This window comes from Rhizobium sp. 22-785-1 (genome assembly GCF_053521965.1).
On record NZ_JBNWDI010000011.1, the window covers coordinates 44,813 to 65,168 of the forward strand.

Annotated in this window: 17 protein-coding genes and 1 tRNA gene; 9 read left to right on the forward strand and 9 right to left on the reverse strand. The window is 58.4% G+C overall.

The window, feature by feature from the left end:
• The first annotated feature begins 112 nt into the window (after nt 1-112).
• On the forward strand, nt 113-1,708 hold the full coding sequence (locus ACQZ5M_RS19210) for a hypothetical protein (protein WP_449080571.1): 1,596 nt from the start codon (nt 113-115) through the stop codon (nt 1,706-1,708).
• 118 nt (nt 1,709-1,826) lie between these two features.
• Here the strand turns inward: ACQZ5M_RS19210 and rpsA are convergent, their stop codons facing one another.
• Both rpsA and cmk read right to left on the reverse strand, forming a co-directional pair.
• Nucleotides 1,827-3,527 carry a 30S ribosomal protein S1 gene (gene rpsA / locus ACQZ5M_RS19215; protein ID WP_296017851.1) on the reverse strand — a complete coding sequence of 567 codons (1,701 nt, stop codon included), beginning with the start codon at nt 3,525-3,527 and terminating at the stop codon, nt 1,827-1,829.
• A gap of 167 nt (nt 3,528-3,694) precedes the next feature.
• Nucleotides 3,695-4,327 (reverse strand): (d)CMP kinase, encoded by a 633-nt coding sequence (gene cmk / locus ACQZ5M_RS19220; RefSeq protein WP_296084563.1) that lies wholly within the window; start codon nt 4,325-4,327, stop codon nt 3,695-3,697.
• Nucleotides 4,328-4,553: 226 nt separating this feature from the next.
• On the opposite strand from cmk, the gene ACQZ5M_RS19225 reads away from it, so the two are divergent.
• From ACQZ5M_RS19225 to ACQZ5M_RS19240, 4 genes are all read left to right on the forward strand, one after another.
• Entirely contained in the window at nt 4,554-4,940 is a 387-nt protein-coding gene (locus tag ACQZ5M_RS19225) for a TIGR02300 family protein (protein WP_296035780.1), read from the forward strand.
• A gap of 152 nt (nt 4,941-5,092) precedes the next feature.
• Nucleotides 5,093-5,168, forward strand: a tRNA-Ala gene (locus tag ACQZ5M_RS19230).
• A 136-nt stretch (nt 5,169-5,304) separates the two neighbouring features.
• Complete coding sequence (locus ACQZ5M_RS19235; RefSeq protein WP_296035784.1) at nt 5,305-5,433, forward strand: hypothetical protein; 129 nt, start codon at nt 5,305-5,307, stop codon at nt 5,431-5,433.
• A 160-nt stretch (nt 5,434-5,593) separates the two neighbouring features.
• Nucleotides 5,594-5,869 carry a hypothetical protein gene (locus ACQZ5M_RS19240; protein WP_296084560.1) on the forward strand — a complete coding sequence of 92 codons (276 nt, stop codon included), beginning with the start codon at nt 5,594-5,596 and terminating at the stop codon, nt 5,867-5,869.
• 109 nt (nt 5,870-5,978) lie between these two features.
• Here ACQZ5M_RS19240 and ACQZ5M_RS19245 read toward each other — a convergent pair whose 3' ends face one another.
• Nucleotides 5,979-6,485 (reverse strand): MarR family winged helix-turn-helix transcriptional regulator, encoded by a 507-nt coding sequence (locus tag ACQZ5M_RS19245; RefSeq protein ID WP_296084557.1) that lies wholly within the window; start codon nt 6,483-6,485, stop codon nt 5,979-5,981.
• A gap of 524 nt (nt 6,486-7,009) precedes the next feature.
• Here ACQZ5M_RS19245 and ACQZ5M_RS19250 point away from each other — a divergent pair.
• From ACQZ5M_RS19250 to ACQZ5M_RS19265, 4 genes are all read left to right on the forward strand, one after another.
• Nucleotides 7,010-7,795 carry a cyclase family protein gene (locus ACQZ5M_RS19250; protein WP_449080572.1) on the forward strand — a complete coding sequence of 262 codons (786 nt, stop codon included), beginning with the start codon at nt 7,010-7,012 and terminating at the stop codon, nt 7,793-7,795.
• A 104-nt stretch (nt 7,796-7,899) separates the two neighbouring features.
• On the forward strand, nt 7,900-9,489 hold the full coding sequence (locus ACQZ5M_RS19255) for a phytoene desaturase family protein (protein WP_449080573.1): 1,590 nt from the start codon (nt 7,900-7,902) through the stop codon (nt 9,487-9,489).
• Nucleotides 9,490-9,506: 17 nt separating this feature from the next.
• Complete coding sequence (locus ACQZ5M_RS19260) at nt 9,507-10,013, forward strand: MarR family winged helix-turn-helix transcriptional regulator (RefSeq protein ID WP_449080574.1); 507 nt, start codon at nt 9,507-9,509, stop codon at nt 10,011-10,013.
• 110 nt (nt 10,014-10,123) lie between these two features.
• A complete protein-coding gene (locus tag ACQZ5M_RS19265; protein ID WP_296102847.1) occupies nt 10,124-10,618 on the forward strand; it encodes a cupin in 495 nt (164 codons plus the stop codon).
• A gap of 52 nt (nt 10,619-10,670) precedes the next feature.
• Here ACQZ5M_RS19265 and ACQZ5M_RS19270 read toward each other — a convergent pair whose 3' ends face one another.
• From ACQZ5M_RS19270 to ACQZ5M_RS19295, 6 genes are all read right to left on the reverse strand, one after another.
• A complete protein-coding gene (locus ACQZ5M_RS19270) occupies nt 10,671-12,104 on the reverse strand; it encodes an NAD(P)(+) transhydrogenase (Re/Si-specific) subunit beta (protein ID WP_449080575.1) in 1,434 nt (477 codons plus the stop codon).
• A 19-nt stretch (nt 12,105-12,123) separates the two neighbouring features.
• The gene (locus ACQZ5M_RS19275) at nt 12,124-13,695 is read right to left on the reverse strand and encodes a Re/Si-specific NAD(P)(+) transhydrogenase subunit alpha (RefSeq protein ID WP_449080576.1); all 1,572 of its coding nucleotides are present in this window, start codon (nt 13,693-13,695) and stop codon (nt 12,124-12,126) included.
• A gap of 31 nt (nt 13,696-13,726) precedes the next feature.
• The gene (locus tag ACQZ5M_RS19280) at nt 13,727-15,049 is read right to left on the reverse strand and encodes an MFS transporter (RefSeq protein WP_296075845.1); all 1,323 of its coding nucleotides are present in this window, start codon (nt 15,047-15,049) and stop codon (nt 13,727-13,729) included.
• A gap of 127 nt (nt 15,050-15,176) precedes the next feature.
• A complete protein-coding gene (locus ACQZ5M_RS19285) occupies nt 15,177-16,727 on the reverse strand; it encodes an indolepyruvate oxidoreductase subunit beta family protein (RefSeq protein WP_449080577.1) in 1,551 nt (516 codons plus the stop codon).
• A 15-nt stretch (nt 16,728-16,742) separates the two neighbouring features.
• A complete protein-coding gene (locus ACQZ5M_RS19290) occupies nt 16,743-18,896 on the reverse strand; it encodes a thiamine pyrophosphate-dependent enzyme (protein ID WP_449080578.1) in 2,154 nt (717 codons plus the stop codon).
• Between the two features lie 376 nt (nt 18,897-19,272).
• Entirely contained in the window at nt 19,273-20,265 is a 993-nt protein-coding gene (locus ACQZ5M_RS19295) for an AraC-like ligand-binding domain-containing protein (RefSeq protein WP_449080579.1), read from the reverse strand.
• Nucleotides 20,266-20,356: the final 91 nt, after the last annotated feature.

Below are 20,356 nucleotides of genomic sequence, written 5' to 3' on the forward strand. Positions count from 1 at the left end.
CATATCCTGGCGGTGCGGATGAGGAGCAAGGGCTCGCGCGCACCCTTGAGCATCAAAGCTGCGACGCGATGACAGCGGATCAACGCGCTTCGGACAGAAGAAAGAGCGTGCCATGCTGCCGCCTGTCAGTGCCGTCACAGCAGGAGAGCTTTCCCCGCAGACCCCGGGGCAAAAGCCGGATGCGGTCGCGTCGCCGGCCAACCAGCCGACCACCCCACAAGCCATCTCCGACACCTCCCCTAATATCCCCGTCGTCGCTGCCCGCGCAATCTCCGGGGAAGCCGAGCTTCACCGCACCGGAACCGTGCTCGCAGAAGTTCTGGGTTCGCTTCTGGGAATGGAGCGTCTGGAAGGAGAAGACGCAGGAGCCTATGTGAACCGTCTCACCTCGGCCCTTCAATCTCTGCCGATAGCGCAGAGAGCGACACTCGAACAGCAACTGGGAACGCTGCTGAAGGGCATGACCATTGCGCTAATGCTCGACATTCTGAAGAACAACGCAGGGCCGAATGCTGCCAGGTTGGCCGCGATGCTGGAACTTGCCCGTGTCGGCCAGTCCGAGGACGGCGTGAAGGTGGCGCTGCCGCCCTATCTTCAGGATCTCCTCCCGGATAGCCCTTCCCTTAATCTTCGACCGGTCAACGGGCCGCCGCCCGCAACACTTCTATCTCGACTGCCACTCCCCGTTGGTGAAAACGATTCTCTGACACGTAAACCCGCGACCATCTCTCCGGCGCCGCCTGCAGAACAGGCGGACGCCCAGCCAGCGTCAAACACCGCTTCGCCCGCAACGCAGGCTTTTGCGAAAGCGACCACGCAGACACCGCTCCCCTCTCAAATAACCGCTCAGAACGCGGACGCTCCACTCAGCACGCCTCAAGCGTTGCCTCCTGAACAGTGCGCTCAGTCTTCTCCGCAGCCCGCACCATCAAGCAAGGCCGGTCTATTGACCTTGCCTCCGCAGAGCGCAGACGTGCCGATGATCACGCAGGATGGTGCTGCGGATCATGCCCCGCTTACCCCGTTCCTGAAGACAGATGCCGCGACGATTGCGAGGCAGTTTCGCGGCGCGAGCCCACAGGACATGGAGACATTGTTGCTGGCCGTGCTGCTCGGCAGACTGCCCGAGCGCGCCGATCCGCTGCCAAGCACATTTTCCGCGCCGCCTATCGTGCCGCATGAAGAAACCTCGGATGCTGAGGCTCCGAAGACGCAGCAATTCCTGACGTCTGGGCAGACGCAAGGCCATTCAACTGGCGCTGCAAATGAAGAGAGCCCGGCAGCGATGCTTCGCCCGGAAGCGCGGGCCGCTGCGAGCGCCTTAGCTACAGCCGACGGAAAGAGCCTCGCCTTCGAGCAGGCCGCGCTCCAATCCGCGGTTGCCTCGCTGATTACCAAGCCGGGCACACCGCTTCCTTTCGTCAACTACCCGATCGAGGAGCAGAAGCGCGACGAGGACGCACCGCCCCGCGGTCGCTGGCCTTCCTCTGATGGTGAGGGCGAAGGAGGGGCTGAAGAAGAGGCTGGGCAGAACCATCCGGACCAGAACGACGCACAGCAGAATCATCCAGACGAGCCACTCGAAGAGGAAGAGCGCGTCGCCGCCAATGATGAGCCGGTCGATCATTCGGTTTCCGAAGGTGCGCGAGAAGATGGCCGGGTGGGTGATGCTGAGTCTTATTACTTGCGAATGGGCAACTTCACCTAACCTACCGTCCCGTGTGTCCACGAGACCGCGAACTTACACGAATCCCAGGTCTGAAAAACAACAACAAAAAACCCGCCGGATCGCTCCGGCGGGCTCTTCATGTCTCATAGGCTGACGATTACTCGCCGCGGTTCTTCAGAGCCGCGCCAAGGATATCGCCGAGCGAAGCGCCGGAGTCGGACGAACCGAACTGAGCGACGGCTTCCTTCTCTTCTGCGATTTCCAGAGCCTTGATCGAAAGCATGACCTTGCGATCCTTCTTGGAGAAGTTGACGACGCGGGCGTCGAGAACCTGACCAACCGAGAAACGCTCCGGACGCTGATCGTCACGATCGCGTGCCAGGTCGTTGCGGCGGATGAAGGAGGTGATGTCTTCGTGGTTGACGAGCTTCACTTCGATGCCGCCTTCGTTAACGCCGATAACTTCAGCGGAAACGACAGCGTTCTTGCGCAGTTCGCCAGACGTTGCGGCTTCACCCACAGCGTCCTTGCCGAGCTGCTTGATACCGAGAGAGATACGCTCCTTCTCGACGTCAACGTCCAGAACGACAGCCTTGACGACATCGCCCTTGTTGAACTCTTCGATGACCTGCTCGCCCGGACGGTTCCAGTCGAGATCCGACAGGTGAACCATGCCGTCGACATCGCCTTCGAGGCCAATGAACAGGCCGAATTCGGTCTTGTTCTTGACTTCGCCTTCGACTTCAGTGCCGGCCGGATGGCTGTAGGCAAATGCCTGCCATGGATTTTCCAGCGTCTGCTTGAGGCCGAGCGAGATACGGCGCTTGGACGGATCGACTTCGAGAACGACAACGTCGACTTCCTGGCTCGTGGACAGGATCTTGCCGGGATGTACGTTCTTCTTGGTCCAAGACATTTCGGAAATGTGGATCAGGCCTTCGATGCCCGGCTCCAGCTCGACGAATGCACCGTAGTCGGTGATGTTCGTGACCGTACCGGAGATCTTCTTGCCAACCGGGTACTTGGCGGAGATGCCATCCCACGGATCGGACTCGAGCTGCTTCATGCCGAGCGAGATACGGTGGGTTTCCTGGTTGATGCGGATGATCTGAACCTTGACCTGCTGGCCAATGTTGAGGATTTCCGAAGGATGGTTGACGCGGCGCCATGCCATGTCGGTGACGTGCAGCAGGCCGTCGATGCCGCCGAGGTCAACGAACGCACCGTAATCGGTGATGTTCTTGACGACGCCGTCAACAACCTGGCCTTCTTCGAGGTTCTGAACGATTTCAGAACGCTGCTCGGCGCGGGACTCTTCGAGAACCGTACGGCGCGAAACGACGATGTTGCCGCGACGCTTGTCCATCTTGAGGATTTCGAAGGGCTGCGGGTTGTGCATCAGAGGCGTTACGTCGCGGATCGGACGAATGTCGACCTGCGAACGCGGAAGGAAGGCAACAGCGCCGTCGAGATCGACCGTGAAGCCGCCCTTGACCTGGTTGAAGATAACGCCTTCAACGCGCTCGCCAGCTTCGAACTTGGCTTCGAGCTTGACCCAGCTCTCTTCGCGGCGAGCCTTCTCGCGCGACAGAACGGCTTCGCCCAGAGCGTTTTCGATGCGCTCGACATAAACTTCGACTTCGTCGCCGACTTTCAGCGTGCCGTCCTTGGACTTGGCACCGAATTCCTTGAGCGGAACGCGGCCTTCGACCTTGAGGCCAACGTCAACAATCGCGACATCCTTTTCGATCGCCGTTACGATGCCCTTGGCAACATAGCCTTCGGCCAGGTCGTTGGAAGCAAAGGACTCTTCGAGCAGGGCTGCGAAATCGTCGCGCGTGGGGGTAGCTACAGACATTAAATCTCCTGAAGTGTCCGATTATTACAGGACACACAAGCGCCGGGGGTTTGCGTTGATCATTCCCAAAATCCATGCCCGCCTTGTCGTGCAAGGCTTTCCGGCGCAGGGCATGCTTTCGGGACATTCCAGAACGGAAATCGGACATGCCGATTCCCGTACAATTCTTATTTCTTCATCGCGGCATCGATAATCGCCTTTGCCGCTTGAAACGCCGCCTCTATACTCATTTCCGACGTATCAAGCAAGTGCGCGTCTTGCGCTGGTTTCAAAGGACTATCAGCCCGGCCCATATCCCGCTCGTCACGTTTCTTCACATCTGCGAAAATCGCCTCGTAATCGGCAGCACCGCCGCTCGCGACAATCTCGTCATAACGACGTCTTGCCCTGATTTCGGGAGAAGCCGTCACATAAAGCTTCACCGGCGCATCCGGGCAGACAACTGTGCCGATATCGCGTCCGTCCAGGACCGTACCCGGCTCGCGCAGCGAAAATGCACGTTGCGCCGTCACCAGTGCGCGCCGCACGGCGGGCATGACCGCAACCTTCGAAGCCGCCTCGCCCACCTCATGTCGCGAGAGAACCGAGCGATCCAGTCCGGCGAGATCGAGATGGAGTGCGGTCTCTTCCGCAATCGCCTCGTCATCCAGAGGCTTGCCGGCATCGAGCAGCGCCTTGGCCGTGGCGCGATAGGTCAGGCCTGTATCGAGGTGATGAAAGCCGTAAACCTCGGCAATCTTGCGCGAAAGCGTACCCTTGCCTGCCGCTGCAGGGCCATCGATGGCGATCGTAAAAGTCATGGGGATAAACTCTCGAATGGACGTTTGCCTTAGGCGCGGGCTTTATCATAAAGAATGGGAGCATTCACCCCGCAAGCAGCCGAAAACTTCCACCCCCGCAATCCCATGCAGTTTATCTTTGACAGGCACCACGCCAAGGATTAAGGGGACCGGCTATAAATTTACCGTCTACTGCCGAATTCACGGCGTTAAGACCGAACTCATTCAAAAATTCGAGGCTTTGACAGTGGCAAAAGCGGAACTTGGAACCAAGCGCACCGACCCGGATACCGGCAAGAAATTCTACGACTTAAACCGCGATCCGGTTGTCTCCCCTTACACCGGCAAGTCCTGGCCGCTTTCCTTCTTCGAGGAAACGACAGCGCAAGCCAAGATGGAGCAGGCTGAGGAAGACGACGTTCAAGAAGTCGATACCGAAAGCACGGACGTCGAACTCGTCTCGTTGGAAGACGCCGATGGCGACAACAATAACGACGAAGTTCCCGATGATATCGGCGATGACGATGTCGAGCTGGACGATGACGACGACACCTTCCTCGAGGCCGATGAAGATGACGACGATGACGACGTCTCCGGCATTATCGGCGTCGGCGGCGACGACGAAGAAGCCTGATTTTCCAAAGTTTTTTCGCCCGGTTACAAAAAAATGTCACCGGGCGAATTTTTCGGCTTGCCATCTTCATTCATGAGAAGTATCAAGCCGCCACCGAACGGAAACAACCGCTTCGGTTCCCGGAACCGGATCAAATATACCGGAACCCTTATGGGGCTATAGCTCAGCTGGGAGAGCGCTTGCATGGCATGCAAGAGGTCAGCGGTTCGATCCCGCTTAGCTCCACCAAATTCTCAGCAATGCATTTCGATCCCATTAGATAGAGTACGCCTCATTTGGCACAACTGTGAGCGCCATCGCTCCGATTTCTCTTGCTATTCAGCCGCAAAGAGCGGCAGTTTCTTCTTTTGAAGAGGAGATTCCAATGGCTAAGGGTCAAGTGAGAAGCAACAAGGAAATCCGCAAACCGAAGAAGGACAAGGCGCCACCGGCTGCGGCTCCTACTTTGGGAGCGAAGGCCGTTGAGGCCAGCAAGCAGAAGAAGCCGCAATAAATCTTCGCTTTCTCTGTCTGCGACGCGGGCCTTCGAGGATCTTGGGGACCCGCTACGCGACCGTGAGTGTAAAGCTAACGATCAATGGAAACCACCGTCTCGCTCCTGGTGCAGTTCCAAATAGAGTCAAATCCCCATTGGGATTGAAGACGAGGTGTGAATGCAGAAAGGGATAATGAAGGGGCGGATGGGTTTCGTCCTCATATTCCTCATTTGCGCAGCGATAGCCTTCATGATTAACCTGCTCAACACCGTAAGCTTGCTTCCCAGTGGCGAACGGGCGCAGGGAGCGTATCCGGAAAGAACGCAGGCTGAGCAATCTGACTTGAATGAAAGGCTGCGCATAGCGAAAGAAGAGGCGCGCAGGGCTGCCGCCGGAGCCCTTCAGGCCATGGAAGGCAATGCACGCGAACCGACCGCAGAAAAAAAGCAGTAGTCCAATTTGAGGGACCAGCCGGCTCCTCTCGATTTATTCCGTAGTCACCTGGACTATGCCTGACGTCCGGGAGACTGTGACTAACGCGACATCTTACAGGCGCGGAAACTCACTCCTCTTCTCCATCATCCCCCGAAAGATGATTGCGCGTAGACTGCTTCACTTGCCCGACATGTGTAATCAGCCCGGAGATCACGATAGGATCCACGTCAGCCATCATATCCTTCAACCAGCCGTCATGAGCCTTGGCCATCGCATCGAAGGTCTTGCGGCCCTTGTCGGTGAGGTAAGCGACGATGACGCGGCGGTCGTCCGGGAGACGCTCGCGGATGACGAGGCCGTCGGCCTCCAATCGCTCGACCAAGCCGGTGATGTTGCCGTTTGTAACCATGGTGCGCTTGGAGAGTTCGCCAAGGCGCAGGCCGTCGGTCTCGCGATAGAGCTGCGAGAGAAGATCGAACTGCGGCAGCGTCGCGCCGAATTCGCGGCGCAGGCGACGGCGGATTTCCTGGGAGATGAGTTTGGTGGTGGACAGCAGACGCAGCCAAAGGCGCAGTTCCTGTTTCTTGCCATCCTGTGTATCGCTGATGATCGCTTCCAGATCGATAGCCGCCATTACCCGTCCCTTGTCTCGAAGTTTGCCGTGGCCTCTGAAGTTTGTGGCCCGCCCTTCAAGTTTCTTGCTTTAACCCATACCCTGGCGGCAAAACCTTTGCCTGCTTTTCCCACGGCATGCTCTTATCGGTAGTCTAGAACACCATTCATGATGCGCGGTCAACATTCTCAAAGCTTCAAGCAATAGTCTGGCGGCGGTCGACACGGGATTGCCAACCTCAGATTTCTTCAGCTCGGCTGATTTCGTCATGCGTTTGGCCTCCAATATATGCGTGTACAGATTTCTGACTGCTGGAGGTTCTAGCGGATTTCATCGGGCACGGTCTGGCGCGGACGCTATGTCCCTCGCTACATTCACTTTGAGATCATATCGCTGCGCTTAAACCGCCTTTAAAAAACAGTTGAAGCTTAAACAAAATTCTTGCATATCCATATTTTTGGTCATAGGTTTTCCCATTATCGCATCTGCTTCTTCAGCAACGCTGACGAAGCAGGAACAGACGGTTCAAAATAAGGGGAACTTGAATGACCGATGCTTCGATGATTGCAGGACTTGCCAGCGGGTTGCTTTCCGGCAAGGTGAAGGTTGTGGATTTGACGGCGCCGCTTGGGCCGGACACGCCGGTTCTCTATCTGCCGCCGCAGTTCGGCAAGAACACGCCCAATGTGAAGGTCCACACCATTTCCGCCTATGACCAGGATGGCCCCTTCTGGGCTTGGAACTGGCTGGAGCTTGGCGAACATACCGGCACGCATTTCGATGCGCCCTGCCACTGGATTACCGGCAAAGACAATGCCGAAAACACGACAGATACCATTCCCCCGCAAAATTTTGTCGCACCGGTCAACGTCATCGATCGTTCGAAAGAAGCGGCTGAGAACCCGGATTATCTGCTGACGGTCGAAAGCATCCAGCAATGGGAAGCCGAACATGGCGAGATCGAAGCCGGCACCTGGGTTCTGCTGCGGACCGACTGGTATAAGCGCAATGGCTCTACGGAAACCTTCTTGAATGCCGATGAAAATGGCCCCCATTCCCCTGGTCCGACGGCAGAAGCCATCGAATATCTTCTCTCCAAGGGTATTATCGGCTGGGGCCAGGAAACCATCGGCACGGATGCAGGCTCGGCAGGTAACATGAACCCGCCCTTCCCTGCCCATAATCTGATGCACAAGGCCAACAAGTATGGTCTTGCCAGCCTCTGCCATCTCGACCAGTTGCCGGCCAAGGGCGCAATCCTGATCGCGGCACCGCTGAAGCTCGTCAAGGGAACCGGCTCGCCGGTACGCGCGCTGGCGCTCGTTATCTAGGCCAAAGTCCGCCGCAGTCTCATCTGTCGGTCGGAGGGGAGCTTAGCGCCTCCGACCCTTTTCACCCATCGCGATACCGCCTCTTGCGTCTGTGGAGTTTCCCCATGGCTGATCCTGATTACATCATCGTCGGAAGCGGTATCAACGCGCTGGTCGCCGCAGCTCTCTTAGGCAAGAAGGGCAAACGTGTCCTGCTGCTCGAAAGAAACGACCGCATTGGCGGCTGCCTGCGCACAGAAGAAATAACACTTGCGGGCTACCGGCACGATGTCATGGCAACGACCATGGTCCTGTTCCTCACGTCGCCTGCCTTCGCGGCTCTGGGCAAGGATCTGGAGACCCGAGGGCTGGAGTTCTGCCACACATCAACGCCAACCGGCGTGCTGCGGCCGGATGGTACGCATGCCATTCTCTCGACGGATCGCGCACGCAACATCGCCCATTTCGATGGCATCGCCGATGGGGATGGCAAAGCCTTCGACCGTGAAATGGCGCGTTTCGCGGGCAATGCCGGTTTCGTCTTCGGCCTGCTTGGCGGTAATCTCTGGTCGACAGCGACAGCCAAGCTGCTGGGCCGCGAAGTCTGGAAACGGGGACTGAAGGGCCTCACTGCATTTTTCGGCGAGGCTCTGTCGCCTGCGCGAGGCTATCTCGAAACCACCTACCGCTCCGAGGAACTGCGCGGGCTTTTTGCGCCCTGGGCACTGCATTGCGGCCTTGGGCCGGAAAGCGCCTATTCCGCCGAGATGACGCGCGTTATCGGCTTTGCCATTGAGGCGGCCGGTTGCCCGATCGTCAAGGGCGGCGCGGACAATCTGCTGCTGGCCTTCGAGCGGCTGATCACGGATCAGGGCGGGAGCATCATGAAAAGCGCCGATGTCACGCAGATCAATGTGGATAGCTCCGGCAAGGCAACCGGCGTCACGCTTGCGGATGGAAAGCAATTGCGGGCGACACAAGGGGTTATTGCCTCCGTGACACCGCACCAGCTTTATCAGCGCCTGCTGAACGCCGCGTCCGTAAGCCTGCCGCGACCGGTGCAGCAAGGCCTTGCCAGCTATCGATATGGCAAGGGCAACATGCAGATCCATTATGCGCTGAAGGCATCGCCCCGCTGGCGCGCAGGCGAAGAGCTGAGCAAGGTCGCGCTGCTGCATCTGACACCTGGCCTCGATGGCGTCTCCCGTTCGGCCAACGAGGCCGAGCGCGGCCTTCTGCCTGCCGAGCCAACGGTCTGCGTTGGCCAGCCGACCTCCTTCGATCCGAGCCGCGCGCCGGATGAGGGCCATATTCTCTGGCTGCAGGTGCCGGATACGCCGCGTCATATCAAGGGTGATGCTGCCAATGAGCTGGCCTGCCCAGCGGACGGACGCTGGACGGAGACGCTGCGAGAGGCCTTTACCGACCGTATCGAGGCCATGCTGCGCGCACAGATCGAGAATTTCGACGAGATCGTCCTGAAGCGCCGCGCTTACGCGCCGACAGACCTCGAGGCAATGAACATGAACCTCGTGGGCGGAGATCCTTACGGCGGCTTCTGCGGGCTCGACCAATTCTTTCTCTGGCGTCCGTTCAAAAGCTCGGTTAACCACAAGACCCATGTTGCGGGTCTTTACCATATCGGGGCGTCCACGCATCCTGGGCCGGGCCTTGCAGGCGGGTCCGGTTTCCTGCTCGCCTCGTCTTTGCGCTGATGAAGGGATAAAAGCACATGGATAATGGCTTTTCCGTCGAATTTCTCGGTAATCCCGACGACCAGACCAAACGCATTCCAAGTCTCGGCGAGATCGGGCTCAACAATTTTGCACCCTATATCATGAACCGCATCATGGCGCGGTGGAATGCCAACCTTGCCGAAGACATGAAGGCACGCGACGTTACCACCGTGAAGATGCGCGCTCTTGCGGTGCTGAACGTCTCCTCGTCGCTGACCATCAACGAGCTTTCCGTCTTCGCCGTGACCGAACAATCGACCATGAGCCGCACGCTGGATTCGCTGGAGGAGCAGGGCCTTGTCCGGCGCGTGCCGCGTGCCGACGACATGCGGGTACGCGATGTGACCATCACCGATGAAGGCCGCGCCGTGTTCGAGGATGTCTGGCCGATCATGTACAACGACATGTGCCGGATGTTCAAAGACATCGACGATGACGAATATCGCGCCTTCGTGACGACCTTGCACAAGATTCTGCGCAACATTCGTCGCCACGAAATCTGAAGCATCCTCCCAAGAACATCGTCACCTCCACGGCACTGGCAACCCTTCGACGAACTCCAAGCCTCCATCGGCGTTCATTCAACACCGCTAACATTGCTAAGGATGAAACGATGAAGGTCGACCACTTTACCCTGCCGTCCAGCGACTGGGTTCCCAATCACCCTACGCTCCCCGTTCTCGTCTACAGCCATATCCGAAGCGATCTCGATTCATCGGCTTTGGAGGACATGTTCCACGATCATGGCTGGACGGGCGTCTGGCGAAACGGCGTCTTTGCCTATCATCATTATCACAGCGGCGCCCATGAGGTGCTCGGCGTCGGTCGTGGCAATGCCAGGCTCCAGATCGGTGGGCCGGATGGGAAGATACTCGATGTGAAACAAGGGGATTGCCTGCTTCTGCCAGCAGGAACCGGGCACAAGCGACTGGAAAGTTCGAGCGATTTTCAAGTCGTGGGTGCCTATCCGCCCGGTCAGGAGGCGGATATCCAGCGCGAAGCTGCAACGAGAGAAATGCTGGCGTTGATCCGCTCTCTTCCCGTCCCCGCAACCGACCCCGTGTTAAAAACGTCTGGCGGCTTGATCGAGCTTTGGCGCTCCGCGTGACGGGTTAAAGTGTGAAGGCCTCGTCACGGGAGTGACGAGGCCTCCTTTTGCATCAGGAAATCAATGGCAGGAGCGCGCTGACGCTCTGCTTCGCGTCGCCGTAGAACATTCGGGTGTTTTCCTTGAAGAACAGCGGGTTCTCGATGCCGGAATAACCGGTGCCCTGACCGCGCTTGGACACAAAGACCTGCTTTGCCTTCCACACCTCCAGCACCGGCATGCCGGCGATTGGAGAGTTCGGATCCTCCTGTGCCGCCGGGTTGACGATGTCGTTGGAGCCGATAACGATCACGACATCCGTGCTCGGGAAGTCATCGTTGATCTCGTCCATTTCCAGCACGATATCGTAAGGCACCTTCGCCTCCGCCAGAAGTACGTTCATATGGCCCGGCAGACGGCCTGCGACCGGATGAATGGCGAAACGGACCGTCTTGCCCGCCGCGCGCAGCTTGCGGGTCAGTTCAGAAACCGCGGCCTGTGCTTGCGCCACCGCCATGCCATAACCCGGCACGATCACGACGCTATCGGCTTCGTTGAGGGCTGCAGCCACGCCATCGGCATCGATCTCCACCTGCTCGCCATTGATCTCCATGGCCGGACCCTTAGAGCCACCAAAGCCGCCAAGGATGACGGAAATGAAGGAGCGGTTCATGGCCTTGCACATGATGTAGGAGAGGATCGCGCCCGACGAGCCAACCAGCGCGCCGGTGACGATCAGGAGATCGTTGCCGAGGGTGAAGCCGATCGCGGCTGCCGCCCAACCGGAATAGCTGTTCAGCATCGAGACGACCACCGGCATATCAGCACCGCCAATGCCCATGATCAGGTGATAGCCGATGAAAAAGGCAAGCAACGTCATCAGTACCAGCGTCCAGGCGCCAGCACCATTGCAATACAGGATCAGCAGCAGGATGGAGAGTGCAGCGGCGGATGCATTCAGAAGATGCCCGCCAGGCAGCTTCTTCGCCTTACCATCCACCTTGCCCGCCAGCTTGCCGAAGGCAACGACCGAGCCGGTGAAGGTGACGGCACCGATGAAGACACCGAGAAACACTTCGACCTTCATGATCGCCAGTTCCACCGGCGTCTTGTGTGCCAGAAGGGCGGCAAAGCCGGTGAGAGCCGAGCGCGAGGCCTCATCCAGAGAGGCGACATGCGCCTCTTCAATATGGGCGTTGAAGCCGATAAAGACGGCGGCGAGACCGACGAAAGAGTGAAGTGCGGCAACGAGCTGCGGCATCTCCGTCATTTGCACGCGGTTCGCGACGAAGTAACCGAGAACGGATCCGCCAGCCAGCATCAGCAGCACGATGAACCAGTTGCCGACATCCGGTCCAAAGACAGTCGCGATGATGGCGAGAGCCATACCGGTGATGCCGTACCACACGGCACGCTTGGCGCTTTCCTGACCGGAAAGACCGCCGAGTGAGAGAATGAAAAGAACCGCTGCGGCAACAAAGGCCGCTGAAACAATACCAAATGTCATGATAATCCCCTCCCCCGGCTCAAGACTTCTGGAACATGGCGAGCATGCGCCGTGTCACAAGGAAGCCGCCCACAATGTTGATCGTCGCGATCAACACGGAGAGTGCTGCCAGAATGACGACCAGCCAGTTGCTGGAACCGATCTGCAGCAACGCGCCCAATATGACGATGCCAGATACGGCATTCGTCACTGCCATCAGTGGAGTGTGGAGGGAATGGCTGACATTCCAGATGACCTGGAAGCCGATGAAGCAAGCCAGAACGAAGACGATGAAATGACTCATGAAGCTTGCGGGCGCATAAGTGCCGACGAGAAGCAGAAGGGCCGTGCCGATGGCCAGAAGACCGACCTGATTGACGGTCTGCTTCTTGAAGACCTTGATTTCCTGCGCCCGCTTTTCCGCAGGCGTCAGCTCCTTGGCTTTCTCCTTTGGCTTTTGGGCGGCAATCGCCTGGATTTTAGGCGGCGGTGGCGGATAGGTAATCTCGCCCTTGTAAGTGACTGTCGCACCACGGATGACATCGTCCTCCATGTTGTGAACCACCTGCCCATCTTTGGCGGGCGTCAGATCGGTCATCATGTGGCGGATGTTGGTGGCGTATAGCGTCGAGGCCTGCGCCGCCATCCGGCTCGGGAAATCCGTATAGCCGATGACAATGACGCCATTGTCGGAAACGATACGCTGGTCAGGAACGGTCAGGTCACAATTGCCGCCACGTTCCGCGGCAAGATCGACAATCACGGAGCCGGGCTTCATCGCGGCCACCATATCGGCGAGCCACAGCTTCGGAGCATCGCGACCTGGGATCAGTGCCGTTGTGATGACGATATCGATCTGCGGCGCAAGCTCGCGGAATTTCGCCAGCTGCTTCTCGCGGAATTCGGGCGAGGATGGAGCGGCATAACCGCCAGTCGCCGCGCCGTCCTGCTGATCGGCGAAATCGAGATAGACGAATTCAGCGCCCATGGACTCGATCTGCTCAGCCACTTCCGGGCGCACATCGAAAGCATAGGTGATGGCACCGAGCGATGTGGCGGTGCCAATGGCCGCAAGACCTGCAACGCCTGCGCCGATGATCAGCACCTTGGCGGGTGGCACCTTGCCGGCGGCGGTCACCTGCCCGGTGAAGAAACGGCCGAAATTGTTGCCGGCCTCGATGACGGCACGGTAGCCGGCAATGTTGGCCATGGACGACAGAGCGTCCATCTTCTGGGCGCGCGAAATGCGCGGCACCATGTCCATGGCAATGACGGTAGCACCCTTTTCCTTTGCCTGCTGCAGCAGCGCCTGGTTCTGTGCCGGATAAAAGAAGGAAATCAGCGTCTTGTCCACAGACAGCCGGTCGATCTCGGAAGCCTCCGGCGGGCGAACCTTAGCGATGATGTCGGAACCAGCGTAGAGCCCCTCCGCGGTATCGACGACCGTCACGCCAGCGGCCCGGTAAGCATCATCGGAGAAACCGGCAGATTTGCCGGCCCCGGTCTCGATCAGGCATTCGTAGCCCAGTTTCTGCAAGGCTTGAGCACTGTCCGGCGTCATCGCGACGCGCGCTTCGCTCTCATAGATTTCCTTAGGTGCACCTAGTCTCAAAAGTCCCTCCCTTAAACTCGAAACACTGCAATCACTTCGTCTCATATCGACCAATGGATGACGGTATTAACACAGTGGCAAGAGCCGCCAAGGCCGCTACCGCCGCAAAAATGTAAAAGTTCCATTCGGGAGCAAGATTCGTGCTGGCGATCCAGCCGCCAAGGAGCGGCCCTGTCAGAGCGCCGATGCGCGAAAAGCTGAGCGCAAAGCCCGTGCCAGCGGAGCGGATTGTCGGATCAAGCCGCTGCGCCAGAAAGCCGGTCAAGATGAGCGAAGCTGAGACCGTACCGAAACCAGCAATGGCGACGAAGACGTAGTTCAGCACAATCGAGCTCTTGAAGGTCAGCGCCGCAATGCCGATGGCACCAACCAGATAGGAGAGCGCGACGGTTCGCTTGATGCCGAACCTGTCTGCCCATGTGCCGAGCACGATGCCGCCAATCGCAGAACTCAGGCTGAAAACGGCGAGGAAGAGGAGGCTGTCGCCCAGATCGTAACCGTTCTTGCGCATGATCTGCGGCAGCCACTGTGCCAATCCGTAGACTAGCAGAAGCCCGAGAAAAAGACCGACCCAGAAGCAAATCGTCTCGAACGCCTTGTCGCGCGCGAAGATGGCTTTGAGAACGGCGGACCAGCCCGGCCCCTTCGCGTTTCTCTGAACCGTCTTCGGTACAGCAACACCCATGCGTTTCGCCGTTTCAGCCGCTTGCTTGTGCTTGCCGCGCAGAACGAGGCTTTCAACGGATTCGGGCAACAGGAAATAGAAGACCGGCACAATCAACAGCGGCGCGGCACCGAAAAGCACGATCACGCGCCAGCCGTAGTCTGCCAGAAAGCCGCGACTGCAAAGTGCCGCTGCCAGGATGCCGAGCGAGTATCCCGAATACATCAGGCCGTAATTGAAGCTTTTGCGGTTTTTGGGCGAATATTCCACCGTGAGCGCAGCAGCAACGGGAATGATACCGCCGAGACCGAGACCGGCGATGAAGCGGCTGACCCCGAACCAGAATGGGGTCGGAGCCATGGAGGTCAGGATCATGCAGGCGGCAAACAGGCTGAGGCAGCCCATGAACAGCGGCTTGCGGCCATAGATTTCGCTGAGTGTTCCAACGACAATGCCACCGATCAACATGCCGATCACGGTATAGCTGCCCAAGGCACCCAGTTCGAGGGGCGTGAGCTTCCAGATAGGATCTACTGAAAGGGCAGGAAGGATGGCGCCGAGGACACCCACATCATAGCCTTCGGCAAAAATCGCGAACCAGCACAGCGCCACCACCAGCAGGCTTTTGCTTGAGGATATCTCTGCTGGCTTCATCGCCGCATAGGACGAAATTTCAATAGGTTGCGTCATGATAAAGTTCCCCTTTTGCGCAGAGCAGAAGCCCTGAACATTCGACACGGATAGGCATGGTCATGATGAGGACGGTCGCCGCGGTCACGGCGCCGTCTTTCTTATGGTTGTTGTGCGGCTGACGCGGTCAGAGCGTTTCGACGGTCTTCAAAGCGCCGTCCAGGGCAATACCCTGTTCGTCCAGAAGAGCAGCTTGGCGAAGGCGACGCATCCAAGCTGCGCCATCCTCGCGATCTCTGAGCAAGGGCAGAGCGGACATGACACGGTCGAACTTGGAGAGACCACGGCTGTGGGTGTCGGAATAACCCTTCACCAGCCGACGATTGCCGAGAACCTCCACGGCCAGATCGTAATTGGCAGCCAGGACCTCTTCCGCCTTTTGCAGCCAGGCATCGCGATGCGTGACTTCGATATGATGGCGCAGACTGCCCCGGCGGAAACGCCGCAAGGCGGAGGTGACGTAAAGGCCGATAAACCAGAACAATGTGCCGGTCTTCACCCGCCGACCCTTATCGATGCGGCGATTGAGGAATGCGAAGAGTTTCGGACTGTTCTCGATCCACTGGCCAAGCCTACGTGGAAGCGTGCCGCACACTTCCTCCATGCGCGGATGCATGTATTCCGTCGTGTAGAGCAGTTGATCGCCCTTGACGCCGACTTCCTTGCGCACGCGCTCGAAGCGAGCCGAACGCGTTTTCAGGTCCGCGACGCGAATGACATCGTCATAGGCCATGGCGACGGCCAGATATTTTGCCGCCTGTGCGGTGAAGGCATAATCCTTATCCGCGCCGCCATTGGCGGCATCTGCCTTGTGAAGCGAGGCGGCGCACGTCAGGTATTCATCCGCATAAGCCGGATCCTGGAATTCGGTCAGCTTCTTCACAGCCGCATACAGCATGGAATGCGCATTTTGCGGAAACTCCGCGCGGATGCGGGCAATCAGCCTATCCAGCACGGGATGGCCGGCAGAAGCAGGCAACTCTTCCAGCTTCTTGACGGGCGTTGCGGACAGCTTGTCGTTTTCGCCCTTGGTCGCCCGCTCGTAAGCGGCATTGAAGGCCCGAAGGCTGGCCTCGATGCCCTTGCCGCCGGATTTGATTGTCGCCTCAAAGACATCCTTGGAGAAAGGCAATGCCTTGGAGGCGGCCAGCGCGCCAAAGAGCGCCGAGGACACCACGCTGCCATTCTTGACGGCCAGCGTATCCATGTCGAAAGCGATGGTTTTCTTGGCGGCGAAATCCGTCGCATCGACCACGACAGTGGGGTTGCCGATGCCATCGCCCGGCTTTTCCTTTTCACCGACCGCATATGAACGATGGGTGGAAGCGATCAGCAGCGTCTTGTCCGGCGTGACGAGGCCGCGAATTACCGAGCGCCCGGCTTCCATCAGTTCCGCGGCAATGACGATATCGACGTCGCCGGGTGTCGGCATCAAGGAAAGGATCGGCTTTTCGCCCTCACGCGCTTTCAGCAGTTCGAGATAATAGATGGTCGCGCCGGTACGCTGCGCGACACCTGGAACCGACGTCGTCTGCGCGACCCAGCCTTGGCCTTCGGCAAGCGAGATGATCCAGTCCGCCAGAACGCCGCCGCCCTGCCCACCCATGGCAAGGATGGCGATGGAAAGCGGCTTGTCGGCGGAAAGAACGGACGAAAACTGCGATTGAAGACTATCCATGATGATCTCTCCTCCTCAAGCCGGAAACAGAACGCGCGAGGCGTTTCTGCGCTTTTGCAGCCATTCGATCACCGCAGAGCGCAGGCGATAGAGAAACCGGTCGGTCTTAGTCGGATTGTGGATGACATCGGCCCGATAGAAGGAGGGGCAGAGAACCGCCGCTTCCGAGACTTCGCCGCAGTTGCCGCAACCCACACAGGAATTGTCGATCGCCGCGACCGGATCGTCCTGCAGCGGATCGTCCGTATGCTTGACCGAAAGAGAGGGACAACCGGACAATCGAATACAGGCGTGATCGCCGGTGCAGACATCCTCATCCACGCCGAAGCGTTCCTTCACCATGCGCTTGCCATCCTTCACCGCCTTGGCGAATTGCGGCTTTACGCGACGTTGCTTGTTCAGCATGCATTCCGATGAGGCAACGATGATCTTCGGGCCTTTTTCATCGGTGGTCAGCGCCTCTTTAAGCGTGTCACGCATTTTCGCCACATCATAGGTGCGGTCGATCTGCTTGACCCAGGTAGCACCGATGCCCTTCACCGCCTTGACGATCGAATTGTTGGTCTTTCGGTTGGGGTTGTCGGCGCGCGACGACAGGACATCCTGGCCGCCTGTAGCGGAAGCATAGAAATTGTCGACGATGATGGTGACGCCATCCTGCTTGTTGAAGACGGCATTGCCGACGGAGGTAGCAAGGCCGTTATGCCAGAAGCCGCCGTCGCCCATCACCGCAATCGAGCGCTTGTCCGCTTCAACGTTGAAGGCTGAGGCGGAAGCCGGGCCAAGCCCGTAGCCCATGGTCGTGCCGCCAATATTGAAGGGCGGCAGAATGGAGAACAGATGGCAGCCGATGTCGGCAGATACATGATGGGGGCCGAGCTCCTTTTCCACCAGCTTCATGGCGGCAAAGATCGGACGCTCGGGACAGCCGGTGCAGAAACCCGCCGGACGCGCCGGCACGACTTCAGCCAGTGCTTTCACCTTCGGGTCGCTCAACACGGCAGATGGATCGGGAACTGGCGGACGATTGCCGAGAAGCTGCGGGGCATTGACCTCAAGGAAACCGGTCAGGCCCTTGATCAGCACCGGCGTGGTATATTCGCCGCCCATGGGCAGCAGATCCTTGCCGGAAATCTTTGTCTGGATATCGCGGCGGCGCATCAACGTATGAAGGGCCTGTTCGATATATTCCGGCGCGCCCTCTTCTACCATCAGCACCGCCTTCTTGCCCGCGGCAAATGCGACGATCTCGTCGTCGATCAGCGGGTAGGAGACATTCATGACGTAGAGTGGAATGCGGCTATTGCCATAGACATCGGCAAGACCGAGATGCTGGAGGGCTCGCATGGTGCTGTTATAGAGGCCGCCCTGGAGGATGAGACCGACCTCGCCTTCGGACGGACCGAAGAACTCGTTCAACTTATTGGTTTTGACAAACTCGACGGCTGCCGGCCAGCGGCGTTCCAGCTTGTCCTTCTCATGCTGGAAGGATGCCGGCGGCAGAACGATGCGGTTGAGATCGCGCACCGGATTTTCCAGCGCCTGTTTCAACGTATAGGACGGGCGCTTATTATCCTTGGCGACGAATTGCCCATGGACGTGACAGCTGCGAATGCCGACCTGCAGCATGACGGGCGTGCTGGATGCTTCGGAAAGCTCGAAACCCTTTTCCACCGCATCGACAATGGAGGTGAGATTTGGACGCGGCGTCAAAAGCCACATCTGCGATTTCATCGCAAAAGCGTGGCTGCGCTCCTGCATGATGGAGGAGCCTTCGCCGTAATCCTCACCGATGATGACTAGCGCACCGCCCGTCACACCGCCGGAAGACAGGTTGGACAGCGCATCCGAGGCAACATTGGTACCCGCGGTCGATTTCCAGGTCACGGCGCCGCGCACCGGATACATGACAGATGCGGACAGCATCGCGGCAGCGGCTGCTTCAGAGGCCGAGGATTCGAAGTGGACACCGAGCTCCTGCATCACATCCTTTGCATCGGCCAAAACATCCATGAGGTGGGAAATTGGCGAGCCCTGATAGCCGCCTACGTAGGACACGCCGGATTGCAGCAGCGCTTTGGTAATGGCGAGAATCCCCTCGCCGCTGAAGATTTCACCTTCACCCAGCTTGAGGTCTTCAACCTCGCGCGCAAATGACCGTTCGGCCATGATGGTTCCCCTTATGACAATTGCGCCTTTTATATGCAAAATCATATTTCTACTTTTGAGTAGATGTCAACCGGGAAAGATTTAAACCTAAAATAGTTGCGCAGAGTGAAATTAGGACCGTTAAACTGCATATTTTTGCATATCGGAGAGGACAGATCTGTATGCACATGCACATTTCTTGCGCAAGAAACCATCCGGGCGCAACTTTTCCATACCGGAGGGCCGCCGAGGCACGTCAACACCACTGGGTATGTTTAGGCTTAAAGTATTTGCGCCGATGGGGCAAAGGTGATGCATATCACATCGCAGTTCCCCGCGGCTGTCTGTGCGTGGGGAAACACCATCCATCAGGCGGCTCAGCCCCTTCGCCACGACCTCAAGACCATCCTCTGCTTTGTCGCAGTGTCTGAGAGGGCGTTTCGCCATACCGCTCTCTGTAAGCAAAGGCGGCACGACCAAGATGGCCGAGACCGGACGCGAAGACGGCATCGGCGACGCTGATATCGCCGGACGGCGTCAACAGGGTTTTACGCAAAAGCTCAAGGCGTGCATCTTGTACCGCCGCCATTAATGTCCGTCCCTTCGCTTTCCGGTAGCTGTCCTGAAGCGTGCGCAGTGGAACGCCCGCTGCCTCGGCGATATCGGCTGCCGTGATCGGCTGTTCGGCATTCGTCCTGATATAATCTTCCGCACGCTGCACCGGCACGGGACCGGCACCCTGGCTTGACCGCTGGAGGCGACCACTGCGGTTATGCGATAGCCCATGCAGGAGCAGATTGACCAGACCGTCCCGAAGCATGATCCGGTAGGCTTCCGGAAAATGGCCGATGCCTTTGGCAGCGCCTGACATCAACATGCTGTGCTGAAAGATCCCTTGGCCGATGCCATGGGTCAGATCAATCGCCGATTCGAACTCGATACGATCGGATCGCTCATGCGCCAGGGTCTCGAAGTGGCTTTCCACGAGCTCACGCTCCAACAGCACGATCAGCTTTTCACACCCTTCTGCCCAGCGCATGCGGGTCGCGAGCGTTGGGGACAAGAGCGTTGCCGTACGGCCTTCTGCGACATCGGTTTCCTTGCCGCCGCACCGAACGACCGCACGACCCTTTATGGGCAGTTGCAGTAGAAAGAAGCGAGATAGTTCGCCGGGGTCGATTTCCACCGCGGATCCGTAAGACACGACATTGATGGAGTGACCCGGCTCCTCAACCACATCATGAACCGCGTGAAAGCCGCTTTTCCAAGCTCCATCGACCAGCAGAAAATGCGGGCAGAAGATCCGTCCGATCGCCTCTCGCGCCTCGTCCACGTCGTGGGTGTCCACTACCGGGCGGGCATCTGGTTGCTGCTTGCCGATATCGATCATCAGTCACTCGCCGAAATGACAAAAGTGAAGTTTCAGACCGCCTGTTGCCGAAACTGGATAAATCCCTGCGCAATCTGGATTGCCGATTGGA